This window comes from Croceitalea sp. MTPC5, from assembly GCF_036985505.1.
Classification (GTDB): domain Bacteria; phylum Bacteroidota; class Bacteroidia; order Flavobacteriales; family Flavobacteriaceae; genus Croceitalea.
The window spans coordinates 1079934-1100455 of sequence record NZ_BTGQ01000001.1 but is presented as its reverse complement, the minus strand read 5'-3'; the positions used below and the strand labels follow the sequence as shown (position 1 = coordinate 1100455).

Genomic DNA, 20522 nt, shown 5'->3' with positions numbered 1-20522 from the left:
GCCGTCCGCACGGGCGGTTTCTTCGACGTTCAGGACGGTGCTTTTGAGGTGCGCGGCGGCAGTCCCGTTCCCGGTGTATGGACCTCCGAGGTGATACCGATCGGTGGCCCGGTCAGGGTATCGGTCGATGTTGACGACGTCAACACGAACAAGGAATCGGTCGACTTTGTGCGTGCGTACTATATTGTGGACGGCGGCGTGCAGGTAGGGTTCGGGGCGGTTGCCGACGATCTTGAGTCGGCCGTGGAGCTCAGTTCACCCGTGATTACGGGCAGTACGGTCCAGATTGTTCTTGAGGGCCAGGTCAGTGCGAACAACGAGATATACCGGGTGGACAACGTGAGGGTGCTAGATGATGGGGGTACTGCGCAGGATGCTTGTCAATGGGAAACAGGAATGAATGCCATTACCGAAAGATTGGAATCACAAAGTGCGGCGATAAATGGCAATTTATATACGTTTGCAGGATTTACTACCGGTCTTGGAATTTCAGATGCTACAGAAATCTATGATCCTTCATTGAATTCTTGGACGACAGGGACTCCTATGCCTACAGCTGTTACCCACATGGGTATTGCTGTGGTAAATGAAGAGGTTTGGGTGATAGGAGGTTTTGCAGGACCACACCCAGGCATACCCACCGCGCAGGTACAAATTTATAATACGGTCAATGATAGTTGGAGAATAGGTCCCAACCTTCCTGTTGCGAGGGGATCAGGAACAGCGACTTTTCATAATGGTATGATACACTATTTTGGAGGATTACTTACAGATCGGATTACGGATACTGGAGAACATTTTGTACTGGATATTAATAATTTAGGTGCTGGATGGCAGTCGAGAGCCCCTCTTCCCAATCCTAGAAACCATCTTAGTTCGGCGGTGGTCGATGGACTAATATATGCCATTGGAGGACAATTTGGACATGATAATGAAGACGAGGTTGATGATCAACGTTTTTTGCATGTTTATGACCCAACCACCAATATATGGACACGCCTTGCAGATCTACCTTCAGATAGATCTCATTTTGAATCTTCAACTTTTGTCGTCAATGGTAACATTGTAATCGCAGGTGGGGTTGAGGCAAATGTAAATGGTGATTTTTTCTATGACAACATTACGGAATATAACCCTGTGACGAATATATGGACTGAACTTTGTAGGCTCCCTCATGGACTTTTAGCACCGTCTGCAAAGGTCATCAATGGCGAGTTGATAGTTGTAAATGGCGGGATAAATGGTCTTTTCCTTCCAGTGAAAAATACGTGGAGGGTTCCTTTTACCACTTCTGGAACGTCAAGTTTTACAGCGAATCGATTCGATTTTATCGAAGTCCCTAAAATAAGCGTCTATCCCAATCCAGTATCCCATACGTTGATAGTAGATATATCTGAGGGTTCTGGTTTTCAAATAGAAGGGATTCAACTGTTCGATATTTCTGGTCGTCTGGTAAAATCAGTAGAATTTAACCAGCAATTTAAGAAGGAGGTGCAATTTGAAATGAACATGACCGATGTTGAAGCGGGAATTTATATCCTTCAAGTTTATTCTGATACTCAAGCGGTGATGTCCCAAGCCAAGTTAGTGGTTAAGAAATAGCGCTTAACGTTGTAAAAACAAAACTAATCTGCGTAAATAACCACTTAGCTTTTTTATTGTTGTGGAGTAAATATTTCGTTCTTAAATAAAATCCAATTGGTCAATGTTATGTGTATATGTAACTTTAAATAATCCGCAAGGCCTAAATCATAAGGTTTGTGACAATTTTCTAAAGTGATGCCTGTATAATTACCAAAATAGGAATAAAAAAACAATCCTGTCTGAAGGAAACAATCTGGTTTTTCACCAATAACTGCTCAAAGTAGGCTTGAAATATTATTTGCCTATGTAAAAGACGTTCTTATAAACATACTAAGGTCCTTTTAGGATTTTTTAGCACTTTTAAACCATAAGATAAGCACCTTCTTATCCAAAAGCTTATGTATGCAAAATTTAATGTTGGATTATTTAGGGTTGTGCTAAAATTGATAGAAGATTTGCCATGTCTGTCATCCGAATAGTAATTTCTTGTGCTCAAAGACTAAGTTTTTCCAGATTAAGACAAGGTAGATAAAAGTTAAAGGTCACTTAATAATAAATCTCAAATGAAGCTCTTTTCAGTATTTCGGCAACGTTTGTGATTTCCCCATTACGTGCGAGTGAAACTGATTTTAGGTTTGGTAGCTTTAAAAGCTCTTTAGGTATCTTTCCTAAAATTTTATTATCCGTGAATACGATATATTTTAGGTTCGTATTTTGGCCCAATCCTTTTGGAATAGAGGTCAGTTGTGTTTTTGATATCTTAAAACGGATTAGTTCTTTAAGGCCAAATACTTCTTGGGGAACTTGTTGCAAAGCGGCATACGTAATACCAAGGGTCGTTAAATTTTCAAAATTCTTTAATCCTTCGATATTTAAAAGCCTGTTTCCACTGATGTATAAATCAGTAAGGGATTTTGATACCCCATCATTGAACTTTAATACCTCATCTTTTCTAATATCAATACTCATTGATCGTAAATTTGGTAATTTACCGATATTGAGTGTGCTGCCTTCGATACTTCCACAAACAAGACGTAATTTTTTCAAATTTTTCAAATTTTCCAATCCCTTCGGGATATCAATCAATTCGTTGCTATAAATACGGAGATCTTCTAGATTTTTTAAGTTGGAAAAATCGGCGGGCAGTTTCATAAAATTACCTTCCAAATTCATTTTTTTTAATGCGGTCAGCCCACTGATTCCCTCAGGAACGGTACTCAATTGATAAGAGTGAACGTCCAGTTCTTTTAACGCTTTTAGGTTTCCAACACTTTCAGGAAGTGATGACAGCTTATTTGACTGCGATTCTGGGTTAAGTATAAGATATTCTAGATTTGGTAACTCCCCGATTTCGTCTGGAATATGCTCTAGACTAAAAGAATCCACTCTCAAATATTTCAATTTTTTTAATTTTCCTATCTCCTTTGGGAGTTTTTTGAGCCATTGATTTCCATAGATATCCAAAGTTTCAAGTTGGCTCAAATATCCTATTTCAGCTGGGAGGTATTTTAGTTTTTGACCTACAAAGGTTAACTTTTTTAGGTTTTTTGCATTTTTTATACCTGCAGGAATTGATTCGGCTTTCCCTAAAACCCCAAAACCAATGATAGTTAGTTCTTCCAATGAGCTATGAAAAAACAAGTTAAGATCTATACTGCCCGGACGCTCATAATCCTTGATGGTAATTATGTTATATTGCTCGATATTCTCAGGCAGTTTTTTGACTGTAAAGGCACTGATGGTAATACTTTTGTGCTTTTTCTCTTTTAAGATTTTCGGCACTACTTCTTCGATGACATCGTTTTCGACATCAATGTCTTGCCCATAGCCCATTAAAAAGGATACCAAGCATAAAAATAAAATAAGTAGTCTCATACGATTTTGTATTTTTTTAAACTTATCTACAAGTGCTCTAAACCCATCATTACTAGCGTAACTAGGTATTCTTGAATATAGTATCGTGTTTTATGTTTTTATTTCCCGATGCAAAAATTTGAGAAAATATTACCCAGTAAATCGTCGGTAGAGACCGCCCCCGTAATTTCACCGAGATGGAATAGGGCCTCACGAATATCAATGGCCATTAAATCACTTGCAAGTTCTTCATCCATAGCGACCTTAACCTTTTGAACGGCCTCCAATGCCTTTAAAAGGGCATCATAATGCCGATTGTTGGTCACTATAGTATCATTTTTACCTAAAGCTCCTGTATTGGATAGCTGAAGTAACCTATTTTTCAAGGTTTCAACGCCCTCATTCTTTTTCGCGGAAATAAAAAGGACGTTTGAATATTGATTTTTTAAAGAAGCAATCTCAATTTCTGAAAGCATATCAACTTTATTGGCAACTACTAGAAGTTCCTTTTTAGGGTAACGTTCTTTTAAGTCTTGTACTGCTTGTTGTATTTCTTCATGAACGTCAATCAAATACAGTACCAGTTGGGCTTCTTGAATTTTTTCGTAAGCACGTGCTATTCCTATTTTTTCTACTTTGTCCGTCGTTTTTCGTATTCCTGCCGTATCGATGAATCGAAAATTGATTCCATCAATCGAGATTTGATCTTCTACCGTATCCCTTGTGGTTCCTGCAATCTCACTAACAATGGCGCGCTCTTCGTTCAGTAGGGCGTTCAAGAGGGTTGATTTTCCGACATTTGGTTTTCCTACGATTGCGACCGGTATTCCATTTTTAATAACATTGCCCAAAGCAAAAGAATCGATTAAGTTTTTTAAAACTTGGGTGATCTTATCCAGTAGGGTATTGAATTGGGTCCTATCGGCAAATTCAACATCTTCCTGTGAAAAATCCAACTCCAGTTCTATTAAAGAAGCAAAATTCAGCAGTTCTTGACGTAGCTCTTTGATTTCATTGCTGAACCCACCACGCATTTGTTGCATGGCGATACGATGTGCAGCCTCACTATCGCTGGCAATCAAGTCTGCAACAGCTTCAGCCTGACTCAAGTCCATTTTTCCGTTCAAGAATGCCCGAAGTGTAAATTCACCTGCAGCGGCCATTCTACATCCGTTTCTTAAAAAGAGTTGAATAATCTGTTGTTGAATGTAAGGGGAACCGTGACATGAAATTTCAACCACATTCTCACCGGTATAAGAACTTGGGGATTTAAAAATAGAGATCAATACCTTATCCAAAACTTTGGTGTAGTCCATAATATGACCTAGGTGTATGGTATGACTTTTTTGATCCTGTAAATTCTTTTTACCAAGGTGTTTAAATTTTGATGCAACGATACTTATTGCTTCGGGGCCAGAAATGCGAATAACGGCTATTGCCCCGATACCCGAGGGTGTTGCAAGGGCGATGATGTTATCAGAGTATGACATGGCTGCAAAAATACAAATAAGGCATGGGTTGTAACATTTCGTAAGATTTTGCTACCAATAAGTACATCATTAAATCAATCAAAAATGGAATTAGTCAATCAAAATGTTTTACGAAAGGATAACACCTTGCTAGCGATTACCCATTTGACCCAGTTATTGCATTATGTTACCGGATTCGGTGGATTTGTCGTACCCTTGGTTATTTGGTTAACCTCAAAGAATACCGTTGCAGGTATGGATGAGCACGGTAAATCGATTATCAACTTACAATTGAGTATGTTGCTCTATATTGTTCTAAGTATACCGGCCATACTGTTATTAGGTCTAGGAATCCTAACCTTGATAGGTGTCGGTATAATAGGCTTCGTATTACCTATAGTAAATGCTGTAAAGGCAGCCAATGGGGAAGCTCCATCATACTTTTTGACCATAAAATTCATATCATAAAAAAAGCTGGCATTTAATGTGCCAGCTTTTTTTCAGTTATAAAGGTTGGATTAGTTGTTCAACATCACGGGCATCACAAGCATGGTGACTTGTTCACCTTCGTCAAGGCCATCAGCAGGTGTTAAAATACCGGCCCTATTCGGTAGGCTCATCTCAAGTGAAACCTCATCTGAAGAAAGATTGTTCAGCATTTCGACCAAAAAACGGGAATTGAAGCCTATTTGCATATCATCGCCTTGATAGGCACATGATAAACGTTCTTCGGCCTTATTGCTGTAATCGACATCTTCAGCGGAGATATTTAGCTCGGCACCAGCAATTTTTAAGCGAATTTGATGCGTCGTTTTATTGGAGAAAATAGAAACGCGGCGTACGGAGCTTAAAAATTGGTTTCTTGGAATAGAAAGCTTGTTGGGATTCTCTTTAGGGATTACCGCTTCGTAATTTGGATATTTTCCATCAATCAAACGACAAATCAACTCGGTTTCATCAAAAGAGAACTTGGCATTACTCTCATTATACTCAATGGTCACGTCCGATTCAGAACCAGCTAAAATACCCTTCAACAAGTTAAGTGGTTTTTTCGGCATGATGAATTCCACTACTTCAGATGCAGAGACATCATTGCGACGGTATTTTACCAATTTGTGGGCATCGGTTGCCACAAAAGTCAAGTTTTCAGGGGAAAACTGAAAAAAGACACCGCTCATTACAGGTCTCAAATCATCATTACCCGCTGCAAAAATGGTCTTATTGATGGCGGTCGCGAGAATATCACCCAAAATATTGGTAGCACTGGGGTTTGACAGCTCTACGGCTTTAGGAAATTCTGCGCCATCAGCATAAGCCAAAGCATATTTACCATGGTTTGAACTGATTTCTACGGTATTGTTGTCCTCGACCACAAATGTCAAAGGTTGTTCAGGAAAAGTCTTAAGGGTATCCAGTAACAAACGTGCCGGAACCGCAATGGCTCCTTCAGAGTCGGAATCCACTTCAAGTACGGAACTCATGGTTGTCTCCAAATCTGAGGCGGATACCGTAAGCTTGGTCTGTTTTAAGTCAAAAAGAAAATTATCTAGTATGGGTAGGGTATTGCTACTATTGATAACACCACCTAAAACCTGTAGCTGCTTTAATAAATACGTACTTGATACTATAAACTTCATGAATTCATTTTTTGAGGTCGTTTGCACAAACCATAATGTCATCCGTACAAACCGATAAGGGCAAAGATATTTTAAAACTGTTTTGTGTTAAAACAATTTTATCAACACTTTAAACCGAAAATTCCTTCTTACGAAGGTAATGAAATGTAAATGCCAAAAGTAATACCAGAATAGTTGGTAGTCCAATATTTATCAACTGCCATTTGTTCTTCGAAGTGCTAATTTTCTTAGCATCCAACAGGGGAATGGCGACTTTTTTGTTTCTAATGTTTATAAGTCCTGTCTCGTCAAGAAGGTAATTCATGCTATTGACCATTAATTCCTTGTTTCCGTAAGTATTGCTAGTCCATTTATCATAGCCCAAACTTAATGGTCTTCCATTTCGTAGTTGATTTTTGACAACATCCCCATCGGCGATAACGAGCATTTTGTTGGCACTTCCGGTTTCAGAGACCCCTTTGAGTTTTAGTGGTTTTATTCTATTGGTAAAGGCCGAATTGAAATCCCCTTCTATTAAAACACCCAAGGCCAGGTTTCCTTTTTCAGCATAAACGCTACGATCAGGTTGCCGGCGTAGCATACTTAAACTTATCTGTTTTGGGATACCGTCAGTTTTTGATAATGGTGAGGATTGTAGAATGACGGTTTTTTTATTGCCATTCGGTAAGGTATCAAGTACACTGGCGAATTGCAAACGTAAAGCTTCGATATTGTTGTTTATCGGATGGTTGTTCTTTGAAAAGACCATCGGATGGTAAACCCAGGGTAAGGGGTTGTATTGTGAATCATTGGCCTCGCCGGAAGCCAAAACTATGGGGGTATTATAAAGGTCGTTGACCAATACCGGGTTAATCCGTACCCCATACTTAAAGAAAAAGTCATCGAGGTTTAAATCACGTGGTATGGCAATCGCGCTTCCCTCTTCATTGAAAAGGCTGTCCAATTCCATGGCCACTTGATCTATCAACCAAATGGACTTACCACCATGAACGATGAACTGATCAAGAACATATTTTTCCTCATCGGAAAAAGGTTCCGTAGGCTTTGCGATCAATGCGACATCAAAGCCTTTAAGTTGGTCTAGTACCTTTTGGGGGGCCGTTGCTACCGAATCTAGCGTTATTGCCCCGATATTATAATAATCCTTTAGGGTGGTTAAGTAATCTGCGAGATAAATATCATCCATTTCCCCGTTTCCCTTGATTACCGCGATTCGCCTTTTTTCAGTAATAGCCAATTTGGTAAAGGCATCTGCAAATGCATATTCGAGTTGTTGTACGGAATTGTTGATGCGCTCTTCAGCAGTACTACCCAATTTGTTCTTTAACAGGGGTACTTTTACGGTTTTGTTGTTATAGTTGACTATCGCCCACGGAAATACCAGTTCTTGTGATACTTTCCCCTCTTCTTCAACAGTCACATTTGCCGGGGTCAAGCCGATTTGTTGTAGCTCTATAATCGTCTCTTCCCTAGACTGGCCTTCTTCAAGGGGGTTAACGAAATCAAATTTTATATTCTCACTTTTAGCGGCAAACTGCTCTAATAACAATCGGGTCTCGACTTTTAACCTAGCAAATTCTGATGGCAACTGTCCATCTAAAAGAACGTCAATGATTACTGGGTAAGTAAACTTTTCAACTGTTGCAACGGCTTCGTCTGATAGTGTGTAGCGTTTATCTTCAGTAATGTCAAGCCGTGTGTAAACAAAACTGGCCAAGGCGTTGACCAATAGCACCGCTAAAACTCCTTTTACCAAGGCCATTATGCTACTTCGGTTCATTTAGTCAGTTTTTTTAAGCTGTGATTTGTCAAATGAATGAATAAAAGTGTTAAAGACAAAAAGTAAGTGATGTCCCTAGTATCTATGATTCCTCTGGCGATGCTCTCAAAATGGGCTTTGGCCCCAAATGATTTCATCAAATTTTGCGTGTTGCCGTCTTCTATTAAAGTGGCCACTGCCTCAAAACCATAAAAAACCGTAAAACAGAGCACTAAGGCCAAAATGAATGCCAGTATTTGATTCTCAGATAATGATGAGGAGAAAACCCCAATGCTGGTGTAGGTTGCCATTAAAAAAAGCAAACCAAAATAAGAACCCAAGATAACTCCTAAATCGTAGTTGGCCACTGTAATACCAAGATCAGAGATGGTAAAAACATAAATTATTGTTGGTAATACCGCTAAAACACAAAGAACAAAAGCGCCCCAAAATTTGCCCAAGACCATCTGTAAGGTACCTATTGGTTTGATCAATAATAATTCAAGGGTACCTAGCTTTCGTTCTTCTGAAAAACTCTTCATAGTAACCGCAGGTATCAAAAAAAGAAATACCCAAGGGCTCAACAGAAAAAAATTCGTCAAGTCAGCGAAACCAGAATCAAACACATTATAACTTCCTCTAAAAACCCAAAGAAAAAGTCCGCAGAGCACCAAAAAAAGTACTATAATCAAATAACCAATAGGATTTGTGAAAAAAGATCTTATTTCTTTTTTGAAAATTGCAAGCATAGGTTTTAGTTCAAAGTAGCTTTTTTAGTAAGACTCCAAGCTTCAGGCTTCGCATCAAACAATACTTTTGTTTTTGACCAAACCGATTTGAAAAAATCCGAATTTCTATAATTGTCCAAGGTGTTCGCATCCTTCCAATGGCTATAGGTAAAAAAAACCTGTGGATTCCCTTGTTGCTGATAGAGCTCTAGAAATAGGCAACCCTCATAATTTCGAATTCGTTGTTTGGTTTCCTCAAAAATTTGTTCAAAACTAGAAATATTTTCGGGTTTAAAAGTGAGTTTTACAATACGGACCAACATTTATAAAAAATTTATGGTTATCACATCACGATAGCTCAGACCTACCAAGGTCGATGCACCACCAACTGAATTTAGGTCACTTTTATAGATTGCCAATTCAATGTACCCTGACGAATTGAACAAGGCCAATAAATCGCCCGGCCCCCTGCGTTGGGTTTTGTCTAAATCATAGTTGATGATATCATTGTACGAATGATGTATGGTCTTTACTTTTTCGGTACGGGCAATAATCTCAAAATCGCGGCCATTTCGATAAGCTTCAAACAATACCTTTTCAATATTGGTCACAACGTTGCCATAGTTGTCAATATAGATGATGTTACCCATTATAGTCTTACCTTGATTGGCAATACGAGGTTCAAAATCACGTATTTCCTTCAATTTACCGAAGGGTTTGCTAACGACCTCAAGGGTGCCTCCCCTTGCAAGATGGGCGGCGACCTTAACGAAAATTTCAAGCACCGGAAAAGAAGTTGGCTCACCAAGGGGTAAATTAATTTCGGTGAGTTTTTGAGGTTGTATCCCTTTTGCGATCAATGAGACCACACCATTATCGGCACTTATGAAATAATGCCCGTCTACCATTACTACGATATGTTCGTTTTCAGGAGACCATTCTGCGTCAATACCGATGATATGAATCGTTCCTTTAGGAAAGGATTGATAAACATTTTTAAGCAAATAGGCACATTCTTGAATATTGAAAGGTGAAACCCCATGCGATATATCAACAATAATGGCAGTTTGTACTTCTTTTAGAATGGCTCCTTTGATGGCAGCAACGAAATGGTCTTTATGCCCAAAATCAGTTGTTAACGTAATGATTGCCATGCAGTGCTGTTGATATGTTTTTACGCTCTAAAACGCTTTTTTTGGTTAAGTTTGTGTGGTAAAATTACACAAAAAGAAGTAACCCTTTTTCGAAATAATACCACAAACCTAATAGTAAAATATCTTTGAACGAACTTATAATAGAACTTACCGATATCAGCCCTAGGGATTTCTTTGGGCAACAGAATGAAAACATTCAATTGATAAAAAAATATTTCCCAAAACTTAAGATTGTTGCAAGGGGTAGCAAGATAAAGGTTTATGGGGATGAAGAGCTTCTTGAAGAATTTGATAAGCGTTTTGATATGTTGACCACTCATTTCGCCAAGTACAACAAGCTTGATGAAAATGCTATCGAACGGGTCTTGACAAGTAACGGACAAGAAGAGGTTTCCTCTAAATCAAGTAATGAGGTATTGGTGCATGGTGTTAGTGGTCGTTTGATAAAGGCCCAGACCGCAAATCAGCGTAGGTTGGTAGATGCATGCAAGAAAAATGATATGGTCTTTGCCATTGGCCCCGCCGGTACGGGCAAAACCTACACTGGCGTAGCTTTGGCCGTGAAGGCCTTAAAAGAGAAGCAAGTGCGTAGGATTATTTTGACCAGGCCCGCAGTTGAGGCAGGGGAGAATCTTGGCTTTCTTCCCGGTGACCTAAAAGAGAAGTTGGATCCTTATATGCAACCTTTGTATGATGCACTTCGCGATATGATTGCCCCTGAAAAGTTGGAAAAATACATAGAGGATGGTACGATCCAAATAGCCCCAATGGCCTTTATGCGGGGCCGTACCTTAGATAATGCCTTTGTAATCTTAGATGAGGCGCAAAATACCACACATGCGCAAATGAAGATGTTTTTGACCCGTATGGGAAAGAGTGCCAAGTTCTTGTTGACGGGTGACCCCGGTCAAATTGATTTGCCCCGCCGTGTGATATCAGGCCTTAAGGAAGCCTTGCTGATTCTTAAGAATGTGGAGGGAATCAGTATTATTTATTTAGATGACAAAGACGTCATTCGACATAAACTTGTCAAGAAAGTAATCGACGCCTACAAAAACATCGAGCATCAAAACTAGCTAAAATGTCAAATACCCTGATGGATACCAATTTCCATTTTGTAGGCCAAAAGTCGGTCTATAAAGGAAAAGTAAGAGAAGTATATACCCTAGAGAATGACGTATTGGTCATGATCGCTACCGACCGTCTTTCGGCTTTTGATGTCGTTATGCCCAATGGCATACCCTACAAAGGGCAAATTTTGAATCAGATAGCAACCAAGATGATGAAAGCAACTGAAGATATTGTGCCTAATTGGTTGATGGCCACACCTGATCCCAATGTTGCGATTGGATTGGCCTGCACCCCTTTTAAAGTTGAAATGGTCATTCGTGGTTATTTGTCTGGACATGCCGCCAGGGAATACAACTCTGGCAAAAGAATGCTCTGCGGGGAACCGATGCCGGAAGGAATGAAGGAGAACGATAAATTTCCCGAACCGATAATTACCCCGGCAACCAAAGCAGAAAAAGGTGATCATGATGAAGATATCTCCAAAGCAGCTATTTTAGAACGGGGTATCGTTTCAAAGGAAGATTACGAGGTTTTAGAGCAATACACTAGGGCCTTATATCAAAGAGGCACTGAATTGGCTGCAAAGCAAGGATTGATTTTAGTCGATACCAAATATGAATTTGGGAAGACCAAGGATGGAAAGATTGTTCTAATTGATGAAATACATACCCCTGATTCGTCGCGATACTTTTATTCGGATGGATATCAAGAAAGGCAGGCAAGTGGAGAGGCGCAAAAACAATTATCAAAAGAGTTTGTGCGCCAATGGTTGATTTCCAATGGATTTCAAGGGCTTGAAGGACAAAGCGTACCTGAAATGAGCGGTGCCTATATTGAATCGGTATCTGAACGTTATATTGAGCTTTACGAAAGTATTATGGGAGAGTTTTTTGTAAAAGCTGATGTCTCGAACATTCACGAACGGATAGGTCAAAATGTTTCCGCTTTTTTGAATACACTGTAAAATATTTTTCTCACTATTGAGGGGTTTTCAAACATTCTCTCCAAGAATTCATATATTTCATGAAACAACCTTAGGTTCATGGATTCATTACAACGCAAAAAATACTGGCAGGAAAACTTAAAATACCTTTCGATTTTACTATTGATATGGTTTCTAGTATCCTATGGCTTCGGAATTCTTTTTGTCGACGAGTTAAACGCTATTCGAATCGGCGGGTTTAAATTGGGCTTTTGGTTTGCACAACAAGGCGCTATCTATGTCTTTGTGATTCTCATTTTTGTGTATGTGTTCTTGATGAACAAGCTCGATAAAAAATACAAGGTAAACGAATAAGGTATGCAAATTCAAACTTGGACGTTTAGTATTGTCGGGCTCACTTTCGCACTCTATATCGGTATTGCAATTTGGTCAAGGGCAGGTTCCACAAAAGATTTTTATGTTGCCGGCGGGGGTGTTTCCCCATTGGCCAATGGTTTGGCAACGGCGGCCGATTGGATGTCCGCTGCATCATTTCTTGGGATGGCCGGTATCATTGCGTTTTCAGGCTATGATGGGTCGGTCTATCTTATGGGGTGGACGGGCGGTTATGTACTCTTGGCCTTACTTTTAGCCCCCTATCTAAGAAAATTCGGGAAATTTACCGTTCCAGACTTTATAGGTGATCGATACTATTCGAATGTTGCAAGAACCGTTGCGGTAATTGCCGCACTATTTGTTTCTTTCACGTATGTCGCTGGTCAGATGCGCGGAGTTGGTGTGGTATTCTCACGGTTTCTAGAGGTCGATATCAATACCGGTGTCGTGATTGGTATGGTTATCGTTTTGTTCTATGCCGTTTTAGGCGGGATGAAGGGTATAACCTATACCCAGGTTGCCCAGTATTGTGTATTGATATTTGCCTTTATGGTTCCGGCTATTTTTATTTCCCTTTTGGCTACCGGAAATCCTGTTCCCCAATTGGGAATGGGTTCTACCGGTAATGACGGAATCTATTTACTGGATAAGCTTGATGGTTTGATGACCGAACTGGGTTTTAGGGCCTATACGGATGGCAGTAAATCTAAAATAGATGTCTTTTTCATTACAGCTGCATTGATGATGGGTACTGCGGGCCTTCCTCACGTCATCATTCGTTTTTTCACGGTTCCCAAGGTTAAGGACGCCCGAAAATCAGCAGGTTATGCTCTTTTGTTTATTGCCATATTGTATACAACAGCGCCTGCTATTGCGGTGTTTGCAAGAACTAATTTGATGGAAACGGTTCAAGACACTCCCTATAAGAAAATTCCAGCCTGGTTTACAAAATGGGAGGATACCGGTCTTATTGCCTGGACGGATAAAAATGGGGATGGAAAAATCCAATACCTGCCGGGATCTTCCATAACGGGAAAGAAACCCCTTTTTTTAGAGGAGCGTGGGTTACATGGCGAACGAACCATTTATAATGATAGCGATACCGCTAATGAATTGTATGTAGATAGGGATATTACCGTCTTGGCAAACCCTGAAATTGCCAATTTGCCCAATTGGGTGATTGCCCTTGTGGCTGCAGGTGGATTGGCAGCCGCATTGTCGACCGCTGCCGGATTGCTGTTGGTCATCTCTACTTCGGTTTCACATGATTTGATCAAGAAACAACTTGCACCAAATATTTCGGACCGCAAAGAACTTTTGATAGCCCGTATTTCAGCAGTGTTTGCGGTAATCGTAGCAGGTTATTTCGGAATCAATCCTCCTGGTTTTGTTGCCTCGGTAGTGGCTTTGGCTTTTGGGCTGGCAGCTTCTTCTTTCTTTCCAGCCATAGTAATGGGTATTTTTAGTAAACGAATGAATAGGGAAGGTGCTATTTCGGGAATGATTGGAGGATTGGCAATTACATCCTATTATATCGCCCGTTTTAAATTAGGGTGGATAGGTAACCCTGAGACCAGTACTTCAAGCGAGTGGTGGTTTTGTATTTCTCCTGAAGGTTTTGGTACCTTAGGTATGCTTGTCAACTTCGTCATTGCCATTTTAGTTTCAAGGTTTACGGCCCCGCCACCTGAGGAAGTTCAAGAAATCGTGGAAAACATCAGAATACCAAGTGGGGTAGGGGAAGCGATTGAACATTGATGTTTCTGGTAGTCTTTGTTAAAACCTTTCTTTTTGTATTCGAAGTTGAAAAAAAGATATAAGTCTTAAAGTGTCTTTTTTAGTATTTTTAGTTTCTTATAACTTCTTGCATGAGCAACTACCACATCAAACATTTAGAGGAATATTTTCAAGTCTATCGCAAATCGGTACGGAACCCGGAATCATTTTGGGAAGAAATTGCCGAAGAACATTTTGTCTGGCGTAAAAAATGGAACAAGGTATTGGATTGGGACTTCTCAAAACCAGAGGTAAAGTGGTTTGATGGGGCACAGCTGAACATTACCGAGAATTGTATTGATCGGCATTTGCATATTCGCGGCGATAAAACGGCTATTTTGTTTGAACCTAATGACCCTAGTGAAGAGGCACAGCATATTACATACAAAGAACTACATGGGCGAGTATGTAAAATGGCTAATGTTCTAAATGCGAAAGGAATTAAAAAAGGGGATAGGGTAGTGATTTATTTGCCCATGATACCTGAACTTGCGGTTTCACTTTTAGCATGTGCCCGCATTGGAGCGGTACATTCCGTTGTTTTTGCAGGCTTTTCATCAACCGCATTAGCCACAAGAATCAATGATTGTGGCGCGAAAATGGTCATTACTTCAGATGGGTCTTACCGTGGTGCAAAAACTATAGATCTTAAGGGTATTGTTGATGATGCCTTAGAAGATTGCCCAGATGTCGAAAGTGTTTTAGTTGCCCAACGTATCAATTCCGATATCAACATGAAAGAAGGGCGAGATGAATGGTTGAAACCCCTTTTGGAGAAGGCCTATTTGGATTTTCCACCAGAGGTAATGGATGCTGAGGACCCGCTTTTTATTCTGTACACTTCGGGTTCAACAGGTAAACCTAAGGGGATGCTGCATACCACAGGAGGATATCTCGTTTACACGGCTTATACTTTTAAAAACGTTTTTCAATATCGCGAAGATGATGTTTACTGGTGTACTGCGGATATCGGTTGGATTACCGGTCATTCTTATATTGTATACGGTCCGTTGGCCAACGGTGCGACCACGGTGATGTTCGAAGGAGTGCCCTCATATCCTGATTATGGTCGTTTTTGGGATGTTGTGCAAAAACACAAAATAACCCAATTTTATACTGCGCCAACCGCAATTAGGGCCTTGGCCAAAGAGAATTTAGATTATGTCACCAAATACGACCTCTCAAGCTTAAAAATATTGGGAACGGTCGGTGAGCCCATCAATGAGGAAGCCTGGCACTGGTACAACGACCACGTGGGTGAGAAGAAGTGCCCGATAGTGGATACGTGGTGGCAAACGGAAACCGGTGGTATCTTAATTTCCCCGATTCCGTTTTCAACGCCCACGAAGCCAACATATGCCACCTTGCCCATGCCTGGCATACAACCCGCCCTGATGGATGAAAATGGTCAAGAAATCACAGGTAATCAGGTAGATGGTCGACTGTGCATCAAATATCCATGGCCGTCAATGGCAAGAACAATTTGGGGCAATCACAAGCGCTATAAGGACACTTATTTTTCTGCATTTGAGAATATGTATTTCACAGGTGACGGGGCCCTACGCGATGAGGTCGGATACTACAGGATCACAGGTCGTGTAGATGATGTCATTATCGTATCAGGACATAATTTGGGTACTGCTCCAATTGAGGATGCCATTAATGAACATCCTGCCGTGGCAGAATCAGCAGTGGTAGGGTTTCCCCATGATATTAAAGGGAATGCCCTTTATGGCTATATCATTCTTAAAGAGACCGGTGAATCTCGAGATCGCGGGAATTTGAAAAAAGAAATCAATCAAATGATTACAGAGCATATCGGCCCAATCGCGAAATTGAATAAAATTCAATTCGTACCAGGACTTCCGAAAACCCGAAGTGGGAAAATAATGCGACGAATCTTGCGAAAAATCGCTTCAAAAGATACGGGCAATTTGGGGGATATTTCCACTTTATTAAACCCAGAAGTGGTTGAAGTGATTATGACCGAGGCCCTCTAAACTAGTATTTGGGCATAAACTGTTTTTCTATTTCTGATTTTTGTTTGTATTCGAGAATTTTGAAAACTATCGCATGATTTCCTAGGTTTTCAAGGTCATTGATATAGTTTTTGGTATCGTTTTCAAAAAACTCCGTGTCACCTTGGTTGATCCTAATAAGTGATATCCTTCCATTTCCCCATCTACTTTTTAAGATTGCATCATTTTCTGAGATCCAAGAATAGTCTTTATTGTGTTTTACAAAGGGCATGCGTTCTCCTTTGTCCAGTTTTAAGTTCCATAACTTAATCGTTTCATCTTCAAACAAAAGTAGGTTTCCAAGGTTTTCTTTGAACTCTAAGGAATGTAGTTCTTTGATATATTCACTTTCCCATTTCGTAAAATCGTACGGGGGATTAAGCTCCAAACAGTCCATAATCTGCAATTTGAGGCGGCGAAATTACTTACTTTATATGGCATAAAAGACGTTATTTTTACGTTTAACGTAATAGTTGCGAACAGGTATATTCCAGCTGGTTAAAAACTGACAAAATGCTAAGAATGAACGTAGTATTTTAAATTACCGGTAAAATGTTCTTTGCATAGTACGCCCTAGTTTATAAGAAAGTAGTGTTCGTGTGGTCCATTTCGACTTTATGCTCTTGTAGCGAAAGTGGAACTGCACCCTTGACTATAGATTTATACCTTTAAAGCTAATTTTTTCACAATTGGATTTTCGGGTTTTATCGACATTTAACCATGTTGTCGATTTTAAGGTTTTCAATATCGAATTCAGTTGTTAAGATCTTTGAATGGGCGAGAATTTTACTCAAGGTACACCCTTGGAATGCGGTTATTGGCCATATGCATACTAACAAGGTAATATGACTGCTAAATGTATTTCACGCTTTGCGACATAGATGAAAGGCTAATTGCGGGAAACAGTTTTTGGTGTTGATTTTTTTCATTTCCTTTTTTGGGGAATATTCCATTCAATCTTTTTTTCTTCCGCATAGCCCTCGATTCCGCCCAACCCAATTTCTTTTCTTCTTTGGTTTATATATTCAGGTTTTTCAATTGAAAAGAAAGTTGGGATTTCACTTGAATCGTAGTCTATTTGGGTTCCGTATAATTGAGATTTGTTGCTGTTAATTAGCATTCTATCGATTAGTCGGGCATAATGACTAGGTTGTGATTCCCCTTTTAGAACTGAGGCTTTTAACAATGGGGCATATTTTTCTTTGAAAGACACACTTCCGTGTTGTAAAACACTCCAAAGGGTTGTGTTTGCCAATCTCCCGACTTGTGAAATTCCAAGCCAGCCGTATTTATCTAAAATAGTTGTCACCTCCTTTTCTAGAATACTGTCTTGGTTTTCAACGACCTCCCAGAAGTACTCGTAAGCATCCGAATCTTTTCCTAGCTTATTTTCCGCTTCACTGTAGATACGTCTAAAAGTCTGGTCTTTCATGAAAATTGTTTCTAATTTGACTTTTAACAAATCGAGTTCTTCTTTAGACTGACCTAATACCGAAAAATTGACACTCAATATAAGTATGATAATAGTAGGTTTCATTGTTCTAATTACTGTCAATAATTTCTTTTAATTACTTCTTCTTGTAAAAATCATTTGACCGATATGATTGCCGTCGCAATCGTTTCCAGTAAAATCTATTTGTAAAGTATATGGTGCTTTAGAGGTAATACTGCCCGTTCCGCTAAATGAACCCGTACAGTTAACAATTTGGTCATTAAAGGAGAAAGATTCAATAGTGTCACCATCTAAATTGACCAGCATCGTACCATCATTTCCGTTGTCTTGGCAACATGACCTAAATGAAGTCGTTGCGAAAAATTCTCCGCTCAACCTTGTTTTCTCATTATTCGCAAAGGTAAATTTTGCTGAAATGCCAAAATCAGTATAGGTAATGTCCAAGTCAGTGGTAGAGTTCCAAGTCCCTATGTAATCTCCTTCAAGTGTTACGGGTGTATCTTCTGTTTTTTGTTCTTCCTCTACAGGGTCATCTCCACTACAAGATGCGAAGTATACAAGTAGAAGTAGCATCAAAGAAGCGTATTTAAGTAATTTCATGGTGTCTGTCTTTTTTAACTTTTGAATTTTAAAAGTAAATACGGTGATTAATAAATGGCCTTAGTTTGAAGTATACACCTATTATTTTGAAGTGAACCCCCTTTTTTTTGAAGTAAATGGATTGGTTGTTCGTAGTATATGTTTTTAAAGTGCATCGAAATTAAATTTTATCTACATTGTGACTTCATATGAAGTTGAATGCCATAATAGTTGATGATGAACCCCTTGCCAGAAAACGAATTGAGCGTTTATTGGAGTCCATCGTCGAAATAAGGGTAATAGGCCTTTATGGAACTGGTAAAGAAGCGATAGCCCAAATCAATAAATTACAACCGCATATTTTATTTTTGGATATTAAACTTAAGGATGTTGACGGGTTTTATGTCTTAAAGCATATTACGGTAAAAATGCCCTTGACCATATTCGTCACCGCGTTTGATACCTATGCCATCGAGGCATTTGACTTTTACGCCTTTGATTATCTACTAAAACCCATTACCGAAGAGCGTTTCTACAAATCTATTTTTCGAATAATCGAGACTTTGAAGAGTAACCCGTATAAATATTTTGATGACAAAGTCGTCAATTTATTGGAACATCTCAAGACAGGGGAAGAACAAGAAATAGGAAGCACCAATTCAAGAATTCCCGTAGCATATGCAAACAAAACAGTGTTTATAGATAAAGGCGACATACAATATATATTAGCGTCCAATTATTACATAGAGATCTATACGTCAAAGCAGCGCTATATACAGAGAAACTCCATGTATGGTATTTTGAAAGAGTTGGATTCGGGGTTGTTTTTTAGAATTCACAGATCTAGCATTATAAACCTTAACTATGTAGCGGAACTTCAAAATTCGGCATATGGCGAAATTGATGTAAAAATGCAAGATGGAAAACAGCTGAGGATAAGTAAAGGGTATCGCAAACAGTTTGCGCTAAAAGTCGGTTTGAGAAAGTGAAAAAATATATTGAGAAAAGACTGTTCGCAATTCTACTATGCTATATGGTCACCTACAATATTGTTTATCTGGGAAGAAGGACGATTTTAAAATTGATAGGAAGGCCAGAGTATTTTGAGCTGAGTTGGTGGACAACATCTTTTGAGCCGCTTCTTTCAAGCTTTCTAATCGTACCCCCTGTTATTCTGTTGATAGTAATTTCAACTAAGACAATGATAGACAAAGACATGAAATGGTCGTATGTGTTTATCATTCATTTTGCCCTCTCTTTTGTTTACTCTTTAGCCATTACCCTTTTTGGTTATGTGTATCAATCCATTTTTCATAACACAAGTTTGTTGGCAATTACCCTAGAGGATTTTTTTGTTCTAACGATGTTTGGGTCTAATTTAAATTATTTGGGTTATGTGGGGTTTGTAACCATAACCTATGGCTATTATTATATTCAAAAAATCAGTAGCACCGAGATACAAAAGGTACAGTTGGCCAAACAGTTGCAAGATGTTAGGTTGCAAGTTCTAAAATCACAATTGAACCCACACTTTTTATTTAACACGTTGAATGCAATCGCTTCTTTGATTCAAGAAGATCCTTTAAAAGCCCAACATACCATAGGTAATTTAGGCGACCTATTGCGCGATGTCTTATTGATTAATGATGAACGCATGATTACAGTATCTAAAGAGTTTGCTATACTGAAAAAGTATATTGATATTATGCAGATTCGTTTTTCTGACCACTTGACTTTTGAGGGTTATATTCAAGAAGAGGTGAAAAAAGCATTGATTCCAAGTATGTTACTACAGCCAATAATAGAGAATTCTTTCAAACATGGCTATGCCTATGGGTATACCGATTTGAAAGTTGATTTGACGATTTGTAAAAAAGAAAAATGGCTTGTAGTTGAAGTTAAAAATAATGGTACGCCAATTACGGAAGCTCAAAAGGATGGCTTGGGCATTAAGAATGTTAAAGAAAGGCTTTGGACTTTGTATGGCGACAAACATGAATTTTTATTTAAAAATCTAGAAAACCATTCTGGGGTCTTAACCCATATAAAGATTCCCTTAGACAGAGAGTAATTCAAGACAATTTGGTTTTGATGGGATTTGGAAACAAAATGTCAATACATG

The 20522-nt window shown here is 39.2% G+C and carries 19 protein-coding genes; 9 read left to right on the top strand and 10 right to left on the bottom strand.

Annotated features, from left to right (window positions below; translation table 11 throughout):
* On the top strand, window positions 1–1602 hold a 1602-nt coding region (locus AACM45_RS05085), incomplete at its 5' end, for a Kelch repeat-containing protein (RefSeq protein ID WP_339141169.1).
* Between the two features lie 528 nt (window positions 1603–2130).
* Here AACM45_RS05085 and AACM45_RS05080 read toward each other — a convergent pair.
* Window positions 2131–3459 (bottom strand): leucine-rich repeat domain-containing protein, encoded by a 1329-nt coding sequence (locus AACM45_RS05080; RefSeq protein WP_339141168.1) that lies wholly within the window; start codon window positions 3457–3459, stop codon window positions 2131–2133.
* Between the two features lie 98 nt (window positions 3460–3557).
* Complete coding sequence (gene mnmE, locus AACM45_RS05075) at window positions 3558–4928, bottom strand: tRNA uridine-5-carboxymethylaminomethyl(34) synthesis GTPase MnmE (protein ID WP_339141167.1); 1371 nt, start codon at window positions 4926–4928, stop codon at window positions 3558–3560.
* An 84-nt stretch (window positions 4929–5012) separates the two neighbouring features.
* Here mnmE and AACM45_RS05070 point away from each other — a divergent pair, with 84 nt between their 5' ends.
* A complete protein-coding gene (locus tag AACM45_RS05070) occupies window positions 5013–5375 on the top strand; it encodes a DUF4870 domain-containing protein (RefSeq protein ID WP_339141166.1) in 363 nt (120 codons plus the stop codon).
* 50 nt (window positions 5376–5425) lie between these two features.
* Here the strand turns inward: AACM45_RS05070 and dnaN are convergent, their stop codons facing one another.
* From dnaN to AACM45_RS05045, 5 genes are all read right to left on the bottom strand, one after another.
* Complete coding sequence (gene dnaN / locus AACM45_RS05065) at window positions 5426–6544, bottom strand: DNA polymerase III subunit beta (RefSeq protein WP_339141165.1); 1119 nt, start codon at window positions 6542–6544, stop codon at window positions 5426–5428.
* A gap of 109 nt (window positions 6545–6653) precedes the next feature.
* Window positions 6654–8324, bottom strand: a complete 1671-nt coding sequence (gene gldG / locus AACM45_RS05060; RefSeq protein WP_339141164.1) for a gliding motility-associated ABC transporter substrate-binding protein GldG — start codon at window positions 8322–8324, stop codon at window positions 6654–6656.
* Window positions 8321–8995 carry a gliding motility-associated ABC transporter permease subunit GldF gene (gene gldF / locus AACM45_RS05055; RefSeq protein ID WP_339141162.1) on the bottom strand — a complete coding sequence of 225 codons (675 nt, stop codon included), beginning with the start codon at window positions 8993–8995 and terminating at the stop codon, window positions 8321–8323. Before gldF ends, gldG begins: the two co-directional genes overlap by 4 nt.
* 62 nt (window positions 8996–9057) lie before the next feature.
* Window positions 9058–9354 (bottom strand): putative quinol monooxygenase, encoded by a 297-nt coding sequence (locus tag AACM45_RS05050; RefSeq protein ID WP_339141160.1) that lies wholly within the window; start codon window positions 9352–9354, stop codon window positions 9058–9060.
* On the bottom strand, window positions 9355–10185 hold the full coding sequence (locus tag AACM45_RS05045; protein ID WP_339141159.1) for an SAM hydrolase/SAM-dependent halogenase family protein: 831 nt from the start codon (window positions 10183–10185) through the stop codon (window positions 9355–9357).
* Window positions 10186–10310: 125 nt separating this feature from the next.
* On the opposite strand from AACM45_RS05045, the gene AACM45_RS05040 reads away from it, so the two are divergent.
* From AACM45_RS05040 to acs, 5 genes are all read left to right on the top strand, one after another.
* Window positions 10311–11261, top strand: a complete 951-nt coding sequence (locus tag AACM45_RS05040; RefSeq protein ID WP_339141158.1) for a PhoH family protein — start codon at window positions 10311–10313, stop codon at window positions 11259–11261.
* A gap of 5 nt (window positions 11262–11266) precedes the next feature.
* A complete protein-coding gene (locus AACM45_RS05035; protein ID WP_339141157.1) occupies window positions 11267–12220 on the top strand; it encodes a phosphoribosylaminoimidazolesuccinocarboxamide synthase in 954 nt (317 codons plus the stop codon).
* A gap of 78 nt (window positions 12221–12298) precedes the next feature.
* Window positions 12299–12553 (top strand): DUF4212 domain-containing protein, encoded by a 255-nt coding sequence (locus tag AACM45_RS05030; protein ID WP_339141156.1) that lies wholly within the window; start codon window positions 12299–12301, stop codon window positions 12551–12553.
* Window positions 12554–12556: 3 nt separating this feature from the next.
* Complete coding sequence (locus AACM45_RS05025) at window positions 12557–14332, top strand: sodium:solute symporter family protein (RefSeq protein ID WP_339141154.1); 1776 nt, start codon at window positions 12557–12559, stop codon at window positions 14330–14332.
* Window positions 14333–14442: 110 nt separating this feature from the next.
* The gene (gene acs, locus AACM45_RS05020; protein WP_339141153.1) at window positions 14443–16350 is read left to right on the top strand and encodes an acetate--CoA ligase; all 1908 of its coding nucleotides are present in this window, start codon (window positions 14443–14445) and stop codon (window positions 16348–16350) included.
* A 1-nt stretch (window position 16351) separates the two neighbouring features.
* Here the strand turns inward: acs and AACM45_RS05015 are convergent, their stop codons facing one another.
* The 3 genes from AACM45_RS05015 to AACM45_RS05005 all read right to left on the bottom strand — a co-directional run bounded on the left by AACM45_RS05015 (window position 16352) and on the right by AACM45_RS05005 (window position 18421).
* Window positions 16352–16765, bottom strand: a complete 414-nt coding sequence (locus tag AACM45_RS05015; RefSeq protein WP_339141152.1) for a hypothetical protein — start codon at window positions 16763–16765, stop codon at window positions 16352–16354.
* Window positions 16766–17293: 528 nt separating this feature from the next.
* Window positions 17294–17905, bottom strand: a complete 612-nt coding sequence (locus tag AACM45_RS05010) for a DUF6624 domain-containing protein (protein ID WP_339141151.1) — start codon at window positions 17903–17905, stop codon at window positions 17294–17296.
* Between the two features lie 27 nt (window positions 17906–17932).
* Window positions 17933–18421 (bottom strand): hypothetical protein, encoded by a 489-nt coding sequence (locus tag AACM45_RS05005; protein ID WP_339141150.1) that lies wholly within the window; start codon window positions 18419–18421, stop codon window positions 17933–17935.
* A gap of 188 nt (window positions 18422–18609) precedes the next feature.
* Between AACM45_RS05005 and AACM45_RS05000 the strand changes: the two genes are divergently transcribed.
* Together AACM45_RS05000 and AACM45_RS04995 are read left to right on the top strand one after the other, a co-directional pair.
* Entirely contained in the window at window positions 18610–19389 is a 780-nt protein-coding gene (locus tag AACM45_RS05000; RefSeq protein WP_339141149.1) for a LytR/AlgR family response regulator transcription factor, read from the top strand.
* Window positions 19386–20471 carry a sensor histidine kinase gene (locus AACM45_RS04995; RefSeq protein ID WP_339141148.1) on the top strand — a complete coding sequence of 362 codons (1086 nt, stop codon included), beginning with the start codon at window positions 19386–19388 and terminating at the stop codon, window positions 20469–20471. Before AACM45_RS05000 ends, AACM45_RS04995 begins: the two co-directional genes overlap by 4 nt.
* The last annotated feature ends 51 nt before the right edge of the window (window positions 20472–20522 follow it).

Excerpts from the sequence above, each read along its gene's own strand:
- AACM45_RS05080 (WP_339141168.1), bottom strand. The coding sequence starts at position 3,459 with ATGAGACTACTTATTTTATTTTTATGCTTGGTATCCTTTTTAATGGGC.
- mnmE (WP_339141167.1), bottom strand. The coding sequence starts at position 4,928 with ATGTCATACTCTGATAACATCATCGCCCTTGCAACACCCTCGGGTATC.
- AACM45_RS05070 (WP_339141166.1), top strand. The coding sequence starts at position 5,013 with ATGGAATTAGTCAATCAAAATGTTTTACGAAAGGATAACACCTTGCTA.
- dnaN (WP_339141165.1), bottom strand. The coding sequence starts at position 6,544 with ATGAAGTTTATAGTATCAAGTACGTATTTATTAAAGCAGCTACAGGTT.
- gldG (WP_339141164.1), bottom strand. The coding sequence starts at position 8,324 with ATGAACCGAAGTAGCATAATGGCCTTGGTAAAAGGAGTTTTAGCGGTG.
- AACM45_RS05050 (WP_339141160.1), bottom strand. The coding sequence starts at position 9,354 with ATGTTGGTCCGTATTGTAAAACTCACTTTTAAACCCGAAAATATTTCT.
- AACM45_RS05045 (WP_339141159.1), bottom strand. The coding sequence starts at position 10,185 with ATGGCAATCATTACGTTAACAACTGATTTTGGGCATAAAGACCATTTC.
- AACM45_RS05035 (WP_339141157.1), top strand. The coding sequence starts at position 11,267 with ATGTCAAATACCCTGATGGATACCAATTTCCATTTTGTAGGCCAAAAG.
- AACM45_RS05030 (WP_339141156.1), top strand. The coding sequence starts at position 12,299 with ATGGATTCATTACAACGCAAAAAATACTGGCAGGAAAACTTAAAATAC.
- AACM45_RS05025 (WP_339141154.1), top strand. The coding sequence starts at position 12,557 with ATGCAAATTCAAACTTGGACGTTTAGTATTGTCGGGCTCACTTTCGCA.
- acs (WP_339141153.1), top strand. The coding sequence starts at position 14,443 with ATGAGCAACTACCACATCAAACATTTAGAGGAATATTTTCAAGTCTAT.
- AACM45_RS05015 (WP_339141152.1), bottom strand. The coding sequence starts at position 16,765 with ATGGACTGTTTGGAGCTTAATCCCCCGTACGATTTTACGAAATGGGAA.
- AACM45_RS05010 (WP_339141151.1), bottom strand. The coding sequence starts at position 17,905 with ATGAAACCTACTATTATCATACTTATATTGAGTGTCAATTTTTCGGTA.
- AACM45_RS05005 (WP_339141150.1), bottom strand. The coding sequence starts at position 18,421 with ATGAAATTACTTAAATACGCTTCTTTGATGCTACTTCTACTTGTATAC.
- AACM45_RS05000 (WP_339141149.1), top strand. The coding sequence starts at position 18,610 with ATGAAGTTGAATGCCATAATAGTTGATGATGAACCCCTTGCCAGAAAA.